Below are 16,069 nucleotides of genomic sequence, written 5' to 3'. Positions count from 1 at the left end.
GTCTCCGCCCACGCCCTGCATATCCGTAGCGCACTCCTTGCTGCCGCAGGCCATAATGCCTCCCGACGCAGCCATGGGCGCACAACGCAGTTGGCCCGCGTGCCCTAGACGGTCATGGGGGTGCAGGGGGGCTATGCTCCCCTGCTTTATCTCTTCTACTTCCCCCTCCCCGGCTCCACGTCCCGCCCGGCCCACGCGCCATAACGCTCTGCCTCAGGATCCTCCTCGAACCGGTCAGCCAGATCGTAGACCCGCACCTTGCGCGAGGGTTCTTCGTAGCGCGGCCAGCTGTCGCCCGGATCGCCATGCCGGACGAAATGCGCGACATGCGCGCGCATCCGCCGCCCCAGTTCGGCGCGGCGCCCCCGATCCGGCCCACCGCGCACCAGCGCCATCTTGAGCCCTGTAAATGGCCAGAACACCGTCAGGTCCAGTCCGTGCGTGGCACCGGCCAGCGGATGGGCATAATCGAAACGATAGAACCAAGTCGGCTGCGTTTGCGCGTGGCGTTCGGCAAAGTGGCGGGTCGGCATGACGAACGTAAGGTCGGAGCCCAGCGCGATGCGTCCCTTCCGGTCGCGCGGATAACAAGCCAGGATCCGCGCGGCCTGCACCTCGCCAAGCTGCGCGCGCAGCAGCGCTTCGAGATCGGCCCATTTCGAGGGCAGGATATCGCCCGGCATGAGGTCGAACAGCCGGATCTCGTCGCGGGTGGCGCCCGCCAGCAACGGGACCGGCGCGGTCGGCGTCTGCAGGGCCTGCGCAAACGAGGCGGGCAGGATGTCGCCGTCGTACCACGGGGCGGCGGGGATCGCATGGGTCAACGTTTTGCCGACTTCGGCCTGCGCCTTGATGAGGTCGCCGAGAGGCATTGTCCTGAGGCGCTCTTCGCTCGCCTGGTCGAGGCCCAGCACCTCGGCATAACGCTGGCCGTCGCGGATCGCGCGCTCGCGGTCGTGGATCAGGCTGACGGCGCCGGACATCATGACCGCGCCGTGAAACAGCCCCTGCGCGCGCGGCGACAGCATCAGCAGCGAGACCGACATCGACCCCGCCGACTGCCCGCAGATGGTCACCCGCTGCGGATCGCCGCCAAAGTCGGCAATGGTATCGCGCACCCATTCGAGCGCGGCGATCTGGTCGCGCAGCCCGAGGTTCGACGGGATACCGGGAATGCCGAGCGCATCGCCGAAATTGACGAAGCCCAGCACGCCGACCCGGTAGTTGATGGTAACGACCACGATGTCGCCCTCGCGCGCCAGCCGGGAGGCATCATAGGAATTCGCGCTGCCCGCCATGAAGGCGCCGCCGTGGATCCAGACCATGACCGGCTTCGGGCCGGGCGTGCCGCCTTGCGGGCAGAAGACGTTGAGGTGAAGGCAATCCTCGCCATAGTCCTCTCCCTCCAGCATCTCCGGCCTTACCCTGGCGCCATATTGCTGGGGACACCGGCGCGCGAATCGGTCGGCGGCACGCGGGCCCTGCCATGGCTCGGCCGGTGCGGGCGCCGCGAAGCGTCCGGCGCGGGCGTAGGGAATGCCAAGGAAGCGCGAAACGCCCAGCCCGCCCTGCCCGTCCTGCACGCTTTGCCCGGCCAGCCGTCCCATGCGCGTTTCGATCTCGATCACCGACATCCGCAAATCCCCTGTATCCGCCGGCTTTCCGCCGATTCCCTTGCCCTCAGGGTAAGCCCCTATCGGCGCGAGACCAGCGCGATCGCGTCCGCCCCGGCAATGATCGCCCCGGTGGCAGCCAGGCCTCCGCGCCGACCGATTTTTCCCTTTTCGAAAGAGGACTTGCACAAAACGCACAATGGAGGCAGCATTCCGCCCGGCCATCGCGGAGGGCACCCATGGACGAGCGCAGCAGCACCAGTTCCGGTTTCGAATTCAACCATCCGACGATCATCAGCCTGCTCTATCTGGCCTCCTGCGTAACGGGGGTGACACTCATCGTCGGCGTCGTGCTCGCCTATGTCTGGCGGGGGGAGGCGAAGGCGGAGTGGGAAGCCTCGCACTATCAGTACCTGATCAATACCTTCTGGATCGGCCTTGTCGGCTCGATCGTCGGTTGCCTGCTGCTGATCGTGGTGATCGGCCTGCTGGTGCTGATGGCGGTCGGCGTGCTGGTCATCGTTCGCTGCGTGCTGAGCCTGCTCAACGCGCAAAAACATCAACCCATGCCCAATCCGGGCAGTTGGACCGTCTGAACACCCCGTCGGGTCGCTAATCCGGGCACAAGAAACCCGGTAACCGAATGATAACCCTAGGGCTTCAGGCTGACCGACCAGGAATGGCCGGGGGGCACCGCCTGTGAGAGCTTTGAGATTCAGCGCCCACCAGCGCTTTGCCGTACGCCGCAAGGCATCGATCCACCGTGACGGCCGCCGCATCGGCAGCGGCCTCTTGATCGAACTTTCGCAGGAAGGCTGCCGGCTCGGCTGCCTGTCCGAGGCCGCCCAAGACCGCATGGCCACGCTGCAACTCGACGATATCGTTGCCATCAAGGTCGACGGCGCCGCCGCGATCGAGGCACGCGTGCGCTGGACGCGCGACGGCACGCTGGGGCTCAAGCTGATCCACGCCTTCCACCGCGCCGAACTCGATCGCATGATCCGCACCTGCCGCGGAGAGTTCGACGAATCCGGTCAGCGCGAATATGGGACCTGATGCGTTTTAGACCGAACCCGTTTCGCCGCCCCTCCAACCCGATCCCCATCGCCAGTGGCCGACCCGCACGCGGCCCTGCGAGAACCCGCCGCTTCCCGATTGCGCCGTCCTGGATCCTCGGCGCGCTGGCGATGTTCCTGGCCGTGTTCTTCTGGAACGACCTGCCGTCGCTGACCCCCTCTTCACGAACGCTGCCGCTCGCCGCGCCGTCACCTGCCCCGGTCGCCAGCAGTATCGACCGGGAGAACGCCCGCTTCGCCCATTGCGCCGGCGCCAGGCGCACGACCTGTGTCGTCGATGGCGACACGTTCTGGTACGAAGGCCGGAAGATCCGCATAGCCGACATCAACGCGCCGGAAACCAGCACGCCATCCTGCCCGCACGAGGCGCAGCTCGGCGCCAGGGCAACCGCGCGCATGACCGAACTGCTCAACCAGGGCCCGTTCTCGCTCCAGGCCTGGACCGATGGGCGCGATACCGACCGCTACGGCCGCGCATTGCGCGTCGTTACCCGCGGCGGCCGCAGCCTTGGCGAAGTGCTGGTGAGCGAGGGCCTTGCCGAACGCTGGAAAGGCTATCGCGGCGACTGGTGCTGAGCGACCGTTTGGAAATTCGTGAAAAGCGAATTTCCCGGCACGCTCCGCCCCCAGACAACAAAAAACCCCGCATGCCAGTCGCATGCGGGGTTTTTGCTATCCGAAGTCGGCGGAACTCATTCGGCCGCCTGGGTGCCGCCGAACATGTCCGGCTCGGAATGCTCCTCGACCGGCTCGACGTCGTTGGCCTTGACCTTGCGGCGCGCGTCGAAGTTCGACCACACGGTGTTCCAGTCGCCGCGGGTGGCGCCCTTCGAATATTCCGTCGCACGGGTCTCGAAGAAGTTGGCATGCTCGACGCCGTTGAGCAGCGGCTGCAGCCAGGGCAGCGGGTGTTCCTCGATCATGTAGATCGGCTTGAGGCCCAGCTGCTCCATGCGCCAGTCGGCGATGAAGCGGATGTAGCGCTTGATGTCCTTGGCGGTCATGCCGGGGACCGGGCCCATCTCGAAGGCGAGGTCGATGAAGTTGTCTTCCAGGCGGATCGTGGTCTGGCACTGATCGGCAATGTCGTCCTTCACGGCCTTGGTCAGGCAGCCGCGTTCCTGGGTGAAGGCGTGGAACAGCTTGATGATGCCCTCGCAGTGCAGCGATTCGTCGCGAACCGACCACGAGACGATCTGGCCCATGCCCTTCATCTTGTTGAAGCGCGGGAAGTTCATCAGCATCGCAAAGCTGGCAAAAAGCTGCACACCCTCGGTGAAGCCGCCAAACATGGCGAGGGTGCGGGCAATGTCCTCGTCGTTGTCGACGCCGAACTTCTGCAGGTAGTCGTGCTTGTCCTTGAGCTCGGAGTACTCGAGGAACATGCCGTATTCGCTCTCGGGCATGCCGATGGTGTCAAGCAGGTGCGAGTAGGCGGCAATGTGCACCGTCTCCATGTTGGAGAAGGCGGTGAGCATCATCTTGACTTCGGTGGGCTTGAAGACGCGGGCGTACTTCTCGTGGTAGCAGTCCTGCACTTCCACGTCGGCCTGCGTGAAGAAGCGGAAGATCTGGGTGAGCAGGTTGCGCTCATGCTCCGAGATCTTCTGCGCCCAGTCGCGGCAATCCTCGCCCAGCGGCACTTCCTCGGGAAGCCAGTGCAGCTGCTGCTGCTTTTTCCAGTAGTCGTAGGCCCAGGGGTATTCGAAGGGCTTGTAGGTCTTGCGGGCTTCGAGAAGGGACATGGGCGAACTCCGATGGCGATTCGTACAGGCGCGCCGACGGCTGCTGGCGGCCGCAATGACGGCGTTCCGGGCATTCGTGGCGCTAGAATTTTCTGGCTCCGAAGCGCACCGCGGAACCGACGGGGGCCACGATACTCAAATTCCGTCATAAGTGGAGCCGTCGCCGCAAAGTTTGCACAGCTAAAAACGGCATATCTAGCGCCTCGCCCAATATGGGGACGCAAGCACTGGTAGACCAGAGGCGATTGCGCGACTCGCCGGATCGCGCCAGATTGCTGGCATTGCGCAGCCCCCAACAGCGCGGGAGAGCCCCATGAGCACCGATGCAGAGACTTCCTGGCACACCGGATCCGGCTTCGTGCGCAGGGGCATGACCGTGATCGATTCCGATGGCGTAGTGCTGGGCGTAGTCGACCGGATCGAGGGGCAGGAAGTGTTGCTGGCCGAGCCCGGCCACCCCTTCGTCACCGTCAGCGAGATCGACGGAATCGATGGCGATCGCATATTGCTCGCGCCGCGCGGGGACGCCACCTTCGGGCTGGGCGCCGAGCCCTGAGAGGCCGCCAGGACAATGCCCGAACCGGCATTGTCCTGGCGGTACCCGCCCGCCCCTCGATGCGATCAGCCCCGGATCACTTCCAGAACCAGCGCGGCGCCAGCGCGCGCTTGCTGCGAAAACGCCACATCTGGATGTAGAGCCAGATCCCCGAGAACGAAAAGAACACCAGCGCCAGCCCCGACAGCACCGAGATCACGGTGCCGACCGGCCCGAAGCTCTCGCCCGAGTGGAGATGGTGGAACAGCCCGACCAGCGAGCGCATGCCGCCCTGCGGACGCGGCGGCATGCAGCGCCAGCCCTCGGGGCAGACAAAGCCCGGGGGCGGGCTGGCGGCGACCTGCTCGGCGGCGGCGCCGCTCGGCCACAACACCGCGACCTGGCTCAACACGCCGGTGATCGCGATCCACAGGATAAAGATGCCGAAAAAGATCGACAGCCAACGATGCCATTTGCGCATGCTCGTGAAATTCCCCTGTAAGTTCCGATGAATCTGTTCGGATGAGTCAGTTCCGACCGGCCGCGACGTGCCGCCCGGCGATGACAAGCCGAGGGCAGCCCCCCCGCTCAAGCCGCAAATTGTCGCAGCCGCCCGATCCCCAGGCGGCGTGGAAGCGCGAAAGCCATGACCCGTGGCTGCGGTCCGACAAGTGCCGGAACGGACGCCTCGTCACGCCGTTTTCCTTCCATCACGACAACAAGGAGAGATGCAATGTTCGAGAAGCTGCGCGTTCGCGAGCACATGGAAGTTACCGATGCCGCCGGTCAGCATGTCGGGACCGTCGACGAAGTGAAGCATGACCAGATCAAGCTGACCCGTTCGGACAGCTCGGACGGTGCCCACCACTTCATCGCCTTCGACAATGTCGACCGCATCGAGGACAACCGGGTCTACCTGAAGCAGGGCACCCCGATCCCGGCAGGCGCCGGCACCCACTGATTCCATCCCCTGCCTGGAGGATGGAGCCACCGGGGCCCCGGTCATCCGCAAGGGTGGCCGGGGCCTTTGCCTGTTGCCGTTCGCGTGGGGCCTTTTCGCATGGCCCCGTTCGCGTGGCCCCCGTTCGCGTGGGCGATGACCCGGGCAGGATATGATACACATAGTATAGCAAATCTTCCCAAGCCTGTCGGCGGCTGATAGCCCTTGCCCCGAAAAGACAAGACAATCTTGGGGAAGACGCCGTGACCGCACGTCCCGCTACCGCAGCGCTCAGGCTGGCATTGGCCATGCTCGCGCCCCTGGCGCTGGCCGCCTGCGACAAGGGCGCACAGCCGATCGAACAGGGCATGGTCGCCGATCCCGACGAGTGGCCCGGCTGGGGCCGAACCCCGGGCGAGACCCACTATTCCCCGCTGGACGAGATCAACACCGATACCGTCGGCAATCTCAAGCTGGCCTGGCACTACGACCTGGAGCCCGGCTATACCGCCAGCACCCCGCTGATGGCGGAGGGCAAGGTGTTCCTCACCAGCGGCCATTCGCACATCCGTGCGCTCGACGCCGTTACCGGCAAGCCGCTCTGGGAATACGACGGCGGCACCCGCGAACGCGCGACCTCGGCCCTGCAGATGTCCTGGGGCAACAAGGGCATCGCCTATGATGCCGGCCCGGATCACCAGGGCCGCGTCTTCCTCGTCACCACCGACGGCTACGTGATCGCGCTCGACGCCAAAACCGGCAAGGAACTCTGGAAGACTTACGACTATCCCGACCAGGCCCCGCGCAATTCGAACGGCGCGCCGCGGGTGTTCGGCGGCAAGGTCATCGTCGGCTTCGGCGGCGCCGACATCAGCCCGGCCCGCGGTTTCGTCACCGCCTACGACGCCAGGACCGGCAAGCGGGTCTGGCGCTTCTTCACCACGCCGGGGGACGAGGTTTCGCCGGTCAACCAGAAGGCCGAAGCGGTCATGCGCAAGACATGGCCGAGCGGGTGGAAGAACCCGGACGGCAGCCGGCGCGGCGGCGGCGGCACGGCGTGGAACGCGTTCAGCTACGATCCCGAACTGAACATGATCTACCTCGGCGTCGGCAACGGATTCCCCTACAACCAGAACCTGCGCAGCCCCGGCGGCGGCGACAACCTGTTCCTCGCCTCGATCGTCGCGGTCGATGCCGATACCGGCGCCTACAAGTGGCACTACCAGGTCTGTCCCGGCGAACAGTGGGACTGCACCGCCACCACCGACATGTCGCTGGCGACGCTGAAGATCGACGGCAAGGACCGCAAGGTGCTGATGCAGGCACCGAAGAACGGCTTCTTCTACGTGATCGACCGGGCCACCGGCGCATTCATCTCGGCCGAGAAGATCGCCCGGGTCAGCTGGGCGGATCATATCGACAAGAAGACCGGCCGTCCGGTCGAGAACCCCGGCATCCGCTATGCCGGCAAGCCCGGCATGTTCGAACTCTGGCCCGGGCCGACCGGCGCGCATTCGTGGATGCCGCAGGCCTACAGTCCGCGGACCGGGCTGGTCTATGTCCCGGTTCTGGAGATGGGCGCGCTGATCGGCGAGGGCCAGGCGGGCGGCGGCGAGATCAGCAAGGGCATGGGCGTGACGCTGATTCCCGAAGTCGAACTGCCCGGCGGCCACAAGAGCTTCCTGCGCGCCTGGAACCCGGCCACGCAGACGCTGGCCTGGGAAGTGGAACTGCCCGGCACCTGGCCCGGCGGGGTCATGGCCAGCGGCGGCGGGCTGGTGTTCCAGGGCCAGGTCGACGGCAGGTTCGTCGCCCGCGATGCCGGGACCGGCAAGGAACTCTGGTCGTTCCGGACCGAGAGCCCGATCGTCGGCGCCCCGATCACCTACCGGATGAACGGCCGCCAGTACGTCACCGTGATCACCGGTGCGGGCGGACAGGGGGCGGGCATGCAGTCGCTCGGCAACGCCGCCTATCGCACCGACTACCGCCTGCCGCGCCGGGTGCTGACGTTTGCGCTCGGCGGCAAGGACACGATCCCGCCCTTTGCCTATGCAGAGCCGGCGCCGCCGCAGGACCCGGCCTTCCGGCCCGATCTTGCCAAGGCGCAGGCAGGGGCGATGCTGTTCGGCATGAAGGCCTGCATCGTCTGCCACGGCTGGAACGCGGTCGGCGGCGGCGCCGCGCCGGACCTGCGCTATTCGCCGATCATCACCGATGCCGCGACGTTCCGGCAGATCGTCAAGCAGGGCGGGCTGAAGATGAACGGCATGCCGCCCTTCCCCGATATCTCCGACAGCGACCTCGAAACCATCCGCTTCTATCTGCGCGCCCGCGCAAAGGCGGCTCCGGCCGAGAAGCAGGCGCTGCTGGACAAGGCCAGGGCGGCGGCGGCCAGCACGGCCAGGCCGCAGGACTTCACAGGCAAGTGGGCCATCGTCATCCAGACCCCGGTCGGCCCGCAGAAAGCGGTGATGGACCTGGCCGTGAACGGCAACGTGGTGACCGGCAAGGTCAGCGCCGAGCAAGGCACCGTCGCTGTCGCCGGCGCCGTGAAGGACGGCCGCGCGAAGTTCCAGGGCAAGGCCTCGATGCCGATGCCGATCACCGTCAGCTACGACGTGACCGTGAAGGAGGGACGCATGACCGGCGAGAACGCCAACGGCCCCTTCGGCACTTTCCCGCTCACCGGCGCACGCCCCTGACCAGGAGCGCTGCACCGCCTGAGAGACCGTTTGGAAATTCACGAAAAGCGAATTTCCCGGCATCGGTCCGCTCCCTCCCCCGCCCCTACAATGCCGTTTCGGGCATTTTTCAAACAGACTCTAAGCCCGGACCGCCACCGATCCGAACCGCTGCGCCCGGCGAAACCCGCTGGGCGTCTCGCCCACCTTGCGCGTGAAGAAGCGCGAAAAATAGGCGACATCGCTGAAGCCCAGCCAGTCCGACAGGTCCGAGATGGTCATGCCGGTATAGGCCAGACAGCGCTTGGCCTCGGCCACGGTGCGCTCATGGATCAGGGCGTTGGGCGAGAGGCCGGTCACCTGGTTGCAGGCCAGCCTTAACTGCGAGACGCTGATACCCAGCCTCGATGCCATATCCGGCAGCAGCGGCTGCTCCCGGTAGCGCGCCTCCACCAGCGCCTTGAACCGCTCGACGATTTCGTAGCGCGAACCGGCAGCGGGCGAGGCCGTGCTCGATTCCGGGCAGTGGCGCAGCAGTTGCAGCAGGATGGCCTGCAAGTGGATCTCGGCGGCAATGGCACGGCCGTGGCGCTGCCCTGCCATTTCCTCGCGCAATTGCACGAACTCCGCATCGATGCGGCCAAGCGCGGGCTCGGCCAGATCGAACAGGCGCGGCGCCTCCAGCAGGCCCTTGAGCACCGGTGCACGCACCAGCAGGTCTTCGAGGTAGCCCTTCTCCACCGTCAGCATCCAGCCATTGGCCTCCGGTTCGTAGCGGAAGCCATGAATGCGGTAGGGCGGCACCACCATGACGCTGCCGGGCCGGAAGCGATGGCCCTGCCCTTCCAGCGTGATCTCTCCCCCCGCCGCAGTGCAGACGCCGATCTGCAGGAAGTGCGGATGGGTGTGCGGCTTGATCTCCCAGCCGCGTTCGCGGCAGCGCTCGTCCAGCCGCTCGACATTGACGAACCAGTCTGCCCGCGCGCCGGTCTCTCCATAAAGCACATAGCGCGGAACCGAAGCGGCGCTGACACTGCCGACGGCAGTTTCGTCCGGCGCGGGTTCATTTGGCGAAAAGTCCAAACGATTTTCAATTTCCGACATGGACCCGAACTAGTTTAAAGTGGATGGGGGCACAAGCGGCAGGACCGGCGTGCTCTCGGGCATTCACCGGAACCGATCCGCAGTGGAATGGATGCTCGACAAAGAAGGACGGCCCCGCATGGCCCGGATCATTGGCGCTATCGCCAGCTCGCACACGCCCACCATCGGCTTCGCGCTCGACGCGAAGAAGCAGGACGATCCGGCATGGAAGCCGATCTTCGACGCCTACGCGCCGGTGCGCACCTGGCTGGACGCGAAGCAGCCGGATGTCTTGCTGATCGTCTACAACGACCACATCACCTCGTTCTTCTTCGATCACTACGCCCCTTTCACCATGGGCGTGGACGAACGCTATAACGTGGCGGACGAAGGCGGCGGCGCGCGTCACCTGCCGTCCATCGGCGGCCATGCCGGGCTCTCGCGCCACATCGTCCAGAGCCTGATGACCGACGAGTTCGACATCGGCACTTTCCGCGGACGCGGGCTGGACCACGGCTGCTTCTCGCCGCTCTCGGTGCTGCTGCCCCATGAGCAGGGCGAATGGCCGGTGCAGATCGTGCCGCTGCAGGTCGGCGTGCTGCAATTCCCGATCCCCACCGCCCGCCGCTGCTTCAAGCTGGGGCAGGCGCTGCGCACCGCCATCGAGAGTTACCCCGAAGACCTCAAGGTCGCGCTGGTCGCCACCGGCGGTCTGTCGCACCAGGTCCACGGCGAGCGCTGCGGCTTCAACAATCCCGAATGGGACGCCCGCTTCATGGACCTGCTGGAAAACGATCCCGAAGCGCTCTGCCGCATGACCCACGCCCAGTATGCGCAGCTTGGCGGCATGGAGGGCGCCGAGGTCATCATGTGGCTGATCATGCGCGGCGCGCTCTCCGCGCGGGTGCGCTGCCTGCATCGCAGCTATTACCTGCCGTCGATGACCGGCATCGCCACCGCCGTCTACGAGAACCAATCACCGGAACCCGACGCGGCCTTCCTCACCGCCCACCGCGCCCGCATGAACCAGCAACTGGCAGGCGCCGAACACCTTCAGGGCACATATCCCTACACGCTGGAGCGCAGTGCCAAGGCTTATCGCCTGAATCGTTTCCTTCACGCGCTGGTCGAGCCCGAGGCCCGCGCCGCCTTCCTCGCCGATGCGGACAAGGCGATGGGATCCGGCGGACTTAGCGAACAGGAACAGCAACTTGTCCGCAATCGCGACTGGCGCGGGCTGATCCATTACGGCGCCATCTTCTTCGTTCTGGAGAAACTGGCGGCCGTGACGGGGGTATCCAATTTGGACATTTATGCCTCAATGCGCGGAGAGACGCTTGAGGACTTCATGAATACCCGCAACCAGCAGGTCACTTACTCGGTGGCGGCACAGCCGGCCTGAGGTTCTGATTCGAAATTCGCCGCAGCGGTGAATTTCGGTTCGGTACTGGCCCTCTCCCCCCTCCCGACCTTCCACCAGTCCCCCTGTCGGGCGGCCGGGTGGAGGAGAGGGCCGGCACCGAACAATCCGGAACGAGAGTTTCGGATCGGACACTTGAGTCCAGCCATGCGCCGCCGCCAGCGTCGCCAATAATTCCCGCGCCCTCGGAAGGCAGCGGTACCACAGGAGAAGTGCATGGAAGACCCACGCGCCATCATCGCGCGCGAGCCGATGCATTACCGGCAGATCATTGCCATCGGCATCGCGACCGCGCTCAACGCCCTTGACGGGTTCGACGTCCTGTCGATCAGCTTTGCCGCGCCCGGCATCGCCAAGGACTGGGGCATCGACCGCGCCGCGCTCGGCCTCGTGCTGTCGATGGAACTGTTCGGCATGGGCATCGGCGCCTTCATTCTCGGCAGCCTGGCTGACAAAGTCGGCCGCCGCCCGACGCTGCTGGCCTGCCTCGTCATCATGGGCAGCGGCATGTTCCTGGCCTCCACCGCCACCAGCGTGCCGGTCCTTTCGGTCTACCGCCTGTTCACCGGCCTCGGCATCGGCGGCATGCTCGCCGCGACCAATGCCGTCGTTGCCGAATGTTCGAACGCCAGGCGCCGCAACCTCACCGTCGCGATCATGGCCGGCGGTTATCCGATGGGCGCCATCGTCGGCGGCTCGATCGCCTCGATGCTGCTTGGCGCTACCGGCCACTGGCAGTCGGTCTTCGAATTCGGCGCGGTGATCACGCTGTGCTTCATCCCGCTGGTGCTCTGGCTGGTGCCTGAAACCATGGCCTTCCTGCTGCTGCGGCGCCCTGCCGGTGCGCTGGAGAAGATCAACCGCACGTTGGTGAAGCAGAACCGCCAGCCGCTCGCCGCGCTGCCGCCGGTCGATCCGGCCAAGAAGCGCACCAGCGTCGCCGCGCTTTTCGCGCCCGGCCTTGCCAGCGTGACGGTGCTGCTGACCGCGGTGTGCTTCTTCCACATGATGACCTTCTACTTCCTGGTGAAGTGGATCCCCAAGATCGTCGTCGACCTCGGCTTTGCGCCGGCATCGGCCGGCGGCGTGCTGGTCTGGGCGAACGTCGGCGGCGCCATCGGCTCGGTCGTCGTCAGCCTGCTCAGCCAGAAAGTCGGCATCCGTCCGCTGGTGGTCGCCTCGATGGTGCTGGGTGCGGGCGCAGTCATGCTGTTCGGCCAGGGCTTCACGACGCTGAGCGGCCTCTCGCTGATCGCCTGCGTGGCCTGCTTCTTCCTCAATGCCGCCATCGCCGGTTTCTATGCCGTGATCGCCCAGAGCTACCCGGCCGCGCTGCGCGGCGGCGGCACCGGCCTGGTCATCGGCGTGGGCCGCGCCGGTGCGGCGCTCGGCCCGATCGTCGCCGGCCTGCTGTTCAGTTCCGGCTGGGCGCTCGCCCCGGTCGCCATGACGCTGGCCTGCGGCACCCTGATTGCGGCCGTCGCACTGTCGCTGGTGCGCTACCGCGAAACCGCGATCGCCTGATCCGGGCAAGAGAGAAATGCGGGACGGCCGGGGTGCGGCCGGTCGTCCCGAGTAAAAATACCAAGACGTTTCAGAGAGGAATTCCCCCCATGCGCATGTCCCGCGCCCTGACCCTTCTCGCCTGCGGCACGGCCGCTGCGGCCATGTTCGCCGTCCAGCCCGCGCTCGCGCAGTCGGTCCCGCCCGAAACCGCCAAGACCGGCGAGGCCGGCACGCTCTCCACCCAGGCCCCTCCAGGCATCCGCCCCGCCAAGTCGCAGGCGCGCCCCGCCGAAGCCATGCCCGGCGGCCGCCCCGGCCCTGAAGGCCTGCCGCAGAACATCCGCTGGACCGAGGACTGGTCGAAAAAGCCCGATGCCGATGCGCCGCTGCTCGAAAAGATCAAGCACCTCCCCATCGCGGGTGACGACATCTACCTCACGCTCGGCGGCGAGGCGCGCGTCTACTATACCGACTGGCACCACGCCAAGCTGGGCCTTTCGGCAAATGACAGCAACAATCCCATCCAGACCCGCCTGCGTCTGCTGGCGGACCTGCATGTCGGCCCGAACCTGCGCGCCTACCTCGAACTGGGCGACAACCGCGAATTTGGCGAGAGCTTCGCCACCGGCCCCAACCGCGACAAGCTGGACATCTACCAGGCCTTCGTCGACGTGACGGTACCGCTGGGCGATGCCGGCAAGATCACCTTCCGTCCCGGCCGCTTCGAGATGCCGCTGGGCAACGGCAAGCTGGCAGGCGTGCGCGAGGGCCTCAACATGCGCTTCACCTATCAGGGTGTGCGCGCCACCTACATCCTGCCGGGCAAGGTCTCGGTGGATGTCTTTGCGGTGAAGCCGATCCTGATCGATCCGGGCACGTTCAACGACGGCCCGAACCACGCGCAGGACTTCCACGGCGTCTACATCAGCGCACCCAACCGCATCGCCGGCTTCGGCACCGACATCTACTGGTACGAGATGGAGCGCGACCGCGCGACGCTGGCCGCCGGCGTCGGCAAGGACGACCGCAACAACTGGGGCGCCCGCCTGTGGAAGCGCGGTCCCCACTGGGACCTCGACCTGGAAGGTACCCACCAGAGCGGCCGGTTCATCGGCAAGGAAATCGACGCCTACGGCGTCATGTTCGAAGGCGGATACACTTTCGGCGACGCCCCGATGAAGCCCCGCCTCGGCCTGCGCGCCAACTACTTCAGCGGCGACAAGGACCTCGCCGACAACAAGGTGAGCACTTTCGTGCCCGCCGCCGCCCGCCTGCCGCTGATCAGCGAGGCCGCGTTCTTCAGCTTCTCGAACCTGATGGACCTCTACCCCTCGGTCACCGTGAAGCCGACTCCGGCGATCACCGTCATGGCCGGCCCGGACTTCCTGTGGCGCGCCAGCAAGGGCGACGGCGTCTACATCGGCCCCTCGGGATCAAGCTTCGCACCCTACGATTCCAGCCGCCGGATCGGCACCGACCTCAACCTCGAAGCCTCGTGGCAGGCTACCGACCGCCTCGCCTTCCGCCTCTGGGAAACCTACTTCGCCGCCAGCGATTCCTTCCAGGACAACGGCGGCAAGAGCGGCAACTACTTCGGCCTGATGGCGAACTACAAGTTCTGAGCCGAACGACCGATCTCGGGAAGGAAAGGCAGGGGAGCATTGGCTTCCCTGCCTTTTTTCTGGAATCCGGCAACCGCGGAGCAAGGCTCCACCCGGAAACTGCCGCTCCCGCCGCGCCATCACGGCAGATGAGAGTGAATTTCAGGTAGGGGAAGATTTCTTTATGGAATATCCGGCGGCTTTAAGCGCAAGGAACACTGCCAAGGCTTGGTAATGCGCCTCCTGCCCGGCTTCGAAGAGGTGGCTGCGCTGATCGCCCGCTTTCTGGATTGCGTCTCGCATCAAACGATAGACTTCGTCGGGAACGCTGCCGTCCATCGTCAACTGTTCAAGCATCCGATCCATAGTGCCTCCTTCTACAGCATTGGGCATTTAGGAAGCGAAACGTCACGTACAAGGCAGCCGCGGCACAACCGTCCTGCCCAAGCGGCGGCAACAAGCGAGACATTCCGCCATCGCCTCCCCCCCTTCGTATCAGCCGCGCCCGTCCACGGCCTGACGGCCGATCGCCGGATCGTCGGTGAAGAACGAGTCGATCCCCAGCGCCAGATAGCGGCGGATTTCGGCCACGGATCCCGCCGGATTGTGCTTGCCCTGCTCGGTGCCGTCGCGCAGATCGGCAGGCAGGAAGTAGTTCTCCGGACGGAAGGTCCAGGTCGAAACCAGCAGGCCCGCCGCATGGGCACGCTCGACCAGACCGGTGCCCTGCGGCAGCAGCTTGCCGTCCTTGTCCCGCCCGAGCAGCGCCAGATTGTTAGGCGAGATCCAGTCGGCATACCTTGCGATTTCCGCCAGACCGGCATCGCTGTGCATCTGGTCGAAGGTCGGGCCCGCGCCCCTCGCCACCACATCCGCCGGACGCATCGAACCGGGCACGGTCAATTGCAGCAACTGGACATTCGAGAGGGCATCCAGACGCGCGCGCAGCCACTTCAGGTTGGCGATCTCGAAGCTCTGCACGATCACCGGCGCGCTCTGGAGATAGGCGCTGGCGTGCAGCCTATCGAGAAAACGCTGCTCCAGCGGCAGGCCGATCGAGCCGAAATAAGTGGAGTGCTTCAGTTCCGGAATCACCCCGATCACCCGCCCGCGCGCGGCTGCCTCGGCGGCGACAAAATCGGCGATTTCCTCGAAGGTCACGACCTGGAACCGCCCGTCGTGGGCATGGCTTTCCGGACGCAATGCCCCCAGCCGCTCCTTCGCGCGCAGGCTCTTGATCTCGGCCAGCGTGAAGTCCTCGGTGAACCAGCCGGTCACCTGCTCGCCATCGATGGTCTTGGTCGCCTTGCGCCCGGCGAATTCGGGCCGGGCGGAAACGTCGGTGGTCTCGGCGATGTTGTTCTCGTGCCGCGCGATCAGCACGCCGTCCCGGGTGCTGACCAGATCGGGCTCGATGAAGTCCGCGCCATCGGCAATCGCCTTGGCATAGGAACCAAGCGTATGCTCGGGCCGCAGCGCCGAACAGCCGCGATGACCGATCACCAGCGGCCTGGCCGGACGCGCGGGCCGCGCTCTCGCAGCCGCTGCCAGCACGCCGGGCCCGAACCCCGCCGCCAGCCCCACGCCCAGTCCGGCACCTACAAGCGAACGGCGGTCAATCATCGGGGGGATCCTTGGGAAGCGTTTTACGAGGGGCAGCTAGGCTTCGGGAATGACAGATTTAGGTCAGAAGGGGTTGGAAGAAGAAGAAAAAAGGAAGCCCTGGGGCCCTTCGACAAGCTCAAGAGATCCCCCAGACCCTCGAAACATATTTGTTGCGCCCTGCCTTGCCATAGTGCGCTCCCTGCGGCGCAGCCATTAAGCCTCCCGACGCCGCCGTGGGCGCGCCACGCAGTTGGTCCGCGT

Annotated in this window: 15 protein-coding genes; 9 read left to right on the top strand and 6 right to left on the bottom strand. The window is 65.9% G+C overall.

Going from position 1 to position 16,069, the window contains the following annotated elements; translation table 11 throughout:
* Positions 1-155 precede the first annotated feature (155 nt).
* Positions 156-1,634, bottom strand: coding sequence for a carboxylesterase/lipase family protein (locus CA833_RS09145; protein ID WP_207077790.1), 1,479 nt, complete (start codon positions 1,632-1,634; stop codon positions 156-158).
* Between the two features lie 218 nt (positions 1,635-1,852).
* Here CA833_RS09145 and CA833_RS09140 point away from each other — a divergent pair, with 218 nt between their 5' ends.
* The 3 genes from CA833_RS09140 to CA833_RS09130 all read left to right on the top strand — a co-directional run bounded on the left by CA833_RS09140 (position 1,853) and on the right by CA833_RS09130 (position 3,265).
* On the top strand, positions 1,853-2,209 hold the full coding sequence (locus CA833_RS09140; protein ID WP_142635801.1) for a hypothetical protein: 357 nt from the start codon (positions 1,853-1,855) through the stop codon (positions 2,207-2,209).
* Positions 2,210-2,312: 103 nt separating this feature from the next.
* Positions 2,313-2,669, top strand: coding sequence for a hypothetical protein (locus tag CA833_RS09135; RefSeq protein WP_207077789.1), 357 nt, complete (start codon positions 2,313-2,315; stop codon positions 2,667-2,669).
* Positions 2,669-3,265, top strand: a complete 597-nt coding sequence (locus CA833_RS09130) for a thermonuclease family protein (RefSeq protein WP_242526010.1) — start codon at positions 2,669-2,671, stop codon at positions 3,263-3,265. Before CA833_RS09135 ends, CA833_RS09130 begins: the two co-directional genes overlap by 1 nt.
* 116 nt (positions 3,266-3,381) lie before the next feature.
* On the opposite strand, the gene CA833_RS09125 is transcribed toward CA833_RS09130, so the two are convergent.
* A complete protein-coding gene (locus CA833_RS09125; RefSeq protein WP_142635805.1) occupies positions 3,382-4,434 on the bottom strand; it encodes a ribonucleotide-diphosphate reductase subunit beta in 1,053 nt (350 codons plus the stop codon).
* 313 nt (positions 4,435-4,747) lie between these two features.
* On the opposite strand from CA833_RS09125, the gene CA833_RS09120 reads away from it, so the two are divergent.
* Positions 4,748-4,990, top strand: a complete 243-nt coding sequence (locus CA833_RS09120) for a DUF2171 domain-containing protein (protein ID WP_207077788.1) — start codon at positions 4,748-4,750, stop codon at positions 4,988-4,990.
* Between the two features lie 76 nt (positions 4,991-5,066).
* Here CA833_RS09120 and CA833_RS09115 read toward each other — a convergent pair whose 3' ends face one another.
* Positions 5,067-5,450, bottom strand: coding sequence for a PepSY domain-containing protein (locus CA833_RS09115; protein ID WP_207077787.1), 384 nt, complete (start codon positions 5,448-5,450; stop codon positions 5,067-5,069).
* Between the two features lie 252 nt (positions 5,451-5,702).
* On the opposite strand from CA833_RS09115, the gene CA833_RS09110 reads away from it, so the two are divergent.
* A complete protein-coding gene (locus tag CA833_RS09110) occupies positions 5,703-5,930 on the top strand; it encodes a DUF2171 domain-containing protein (RefSeq protein WP_142635811.1) in 228 nt (75 codons plus the stop codon).
* Between the two features lie 242 nt (positions 5,931-6,172).
* On the top strand, positions 6,173-8,614 hold the full coding sequence (locus CA833_RS09105; protein ID WP_242526009.1) for a PQQ-dependent dehydrogenase, methanol/ethanol family: 2,442 nt from the start codon (positions 6,173-6,175) through the stop codon (positions 8,612-8,614).
* A 120-nt stretch (positions 8,615-8,734) separates the two neighbouring features.
* Here the strand turns inward: CA833_RS09105 and CA833_RS09100 are convergent, their stop codons facing one another.
* Positions 8,735-9,676: a helix-turn-helix domain-containing protein gene (locus CA833_RS09100; RefSeq protein ID WP_207077786.1), complete on the bottom strand. Its 942-nt coding sequence runs from the start codon at positions 9,674-9,676 to the stop codon at positions 8,735-8,737.
* 139 nt (positions 9,677-9,815) lie between these two features.
* On the opposite strand from CA833_RS09100, the gene CA833_RS09095 reads away from it, so the two are divergent.
* The 3 genes from CA833_RS09095 (at position 9,816) to CA833_RS09085 (ending at position 14,224) form a co-directional block, all read left to right on the top strand.
* Positions 9,816-11,078 (top strand): gallate dioxygenase, encoded by a 1,263-nt coding sequence (locus CA833_RS09095; RefSeq protein ID WP_207077785.1) that lies wholly within the window; start codon positions 9,816-9,818, stop codon positions 11,076-11,078.
* 234 nt (positions 11,079-11,312) lie between these two features.
* Positions 11,313-12,620: an MFS transporter gene (locus CA833_RS09090; RefSeq protein WP_142635816.1), complete on the top strand. Its 1,308-nt coding sequence runs from the start codon at positions 11,313-11,315 to the stop codon at positions 12,618-12,620.
* A gap of 89 nt (positions 12,621-12,709) precedes the next feature.
* A complete protein-coding gene (locus CA833_RS09085) occupies positions 12,710-14,224 on the top strand; it encodes an alginate export family protein (protein ID WP_242526352.1) in 1,515 nt (504 codons plus the stop codon).
* 141 nt (positions 14,225-14,365) lie between these two features.
* Here the strand turns inward: CA833_RS09085 and CA833_RS09080 are convergent, their stop codons facing one another.
* Together CA833_RS09080 and CA833_RS09075 are read right to left on the bottom strand one after the other, a co-directional pair.
* A complete protein-coding gene (locus CA833_RS09080; protein ID WP_207079879.1) occupies positions 14,366-14,569 on the bottom strand; it encodes a hypothetical protein in 204 nt (67 codons plus the stop codon).
* 129 nt (positions 14,570-14,698) lie between these two features.
* Complete coding sequence (locus CA833_RS09075) at positions 14,699-15,826, bottom strand: glycerophosphodiester phosphodiesterase family protein (RefSeq protein WP_207079878.1); 1,128 nt, start codon at positions 15,824-15,826, stop codon at positions 14,699-14,701.
* Positions 15,827-16,069 lie beyond the last annotated feature (243 nt).

Origin of the sequence: Novosphingobium sp. KA1 (genome assembly GCF_017309955.1) — a bacterium.
Taxonomy (GTDB): Bacteria; Pseudomonadota; Alphaproteobacteria; order Sphingomonadales; family Sphingomonadaceae; genus Novosphingobium.
The sequence above is the reverse complement of the archived record's forward strand: the minus strand, read 5'-3'. Positions and strand labels throughout refer to the sequence as shown.

Excerpts from the sequence above, each read along its gene's own strand:
- CA833_RS09140 (WP_142635801.1), top strand. The coding sequence starts at position 1,853 with ATGGACGAGCGCAGCAGCACCAGTTCCGGTTTCGAATTCAACCATCCG.
- CA833_RS09110 (WP_142635811.1), top strand. The coding sequence starts at position 5,703 with ATGTTCGAGAAGCTGCGCGTTCGCGAGCACATGGAAGTTACCGATGCC.
- CA833_RS09120 (WP_207077788.1), top strand. The coding sequence starts at position 4,748 with ATGAGCACCGATGCAGAGACTTCCTGGCACACCGGATCCGGCTTCGTG.
- CA833_RS09125 (WP_142635805.1), bottom strand. The coding sequence starts at position 4,434 with ATGTCCCTTCTCGAAGCCCGCAAGACCTACAAGCCCTTCGAATACCCC.
- CA833_RS09090 (WP_142635816.1), top strand. The coding sequence starts at position 11,313 with ATGGAAGACCCACGCGCCATCATCGCGCGCGAGCCGATGCATTACCGG.
- CA833_RS09095 (WP_207077785.1), top strand. The coding sequence starts at position 9,816 with ATGGCCCGGATCATTGGCGCTATCGCCAGCTCGCACACGCCCACCATC.
- CA833_RS09130 (WP_242526010.1), top strand. The coding sequence starts at position 2,669 with ATGCGTTTTAGACCGAACCCGTTTCGCCGCCCCTCCAACCCGATCCCC.
- CA833_RS09075 (WP_207079878.1), bottom strand. The coding sequence starts at position 15,826 with ATGATTGACCGCCGTTCGCTTGTAGGTGCCGGACTGGGCGTGGGGCTG.
- CA833_RS09115 (WP_207077787.1), bottom strand. The coding sequence starts at position 5,450 with ATGCGCAAATGGCATCGTTGGCTGTCGATCTTTTTCGGCATCTTTATC.
- CA833_RS09080 (WP_207079879.1), bottom strand. The coding sequence starts at position 14,569 with ATGGATCGGATGCTTGAACAGTTGACGATGGACGGCAGCGTTCCCGAC.
- CA833_RS09085 (WP_242526352.1), top strand. The coding sequence starts at position 12,710 with ATGCGCATGTCCCGCGCCCTGACCCTTCTCGCCTGCGGCACGGCCGCT.
- CA833_RS09145 (WP_207077790.1), bottom strand. The coding sequence starts at position 1,634 with ATGTCGGTGATCGAGATCGAAACGCGCATGGGACGGCTGGCCGGGCAA.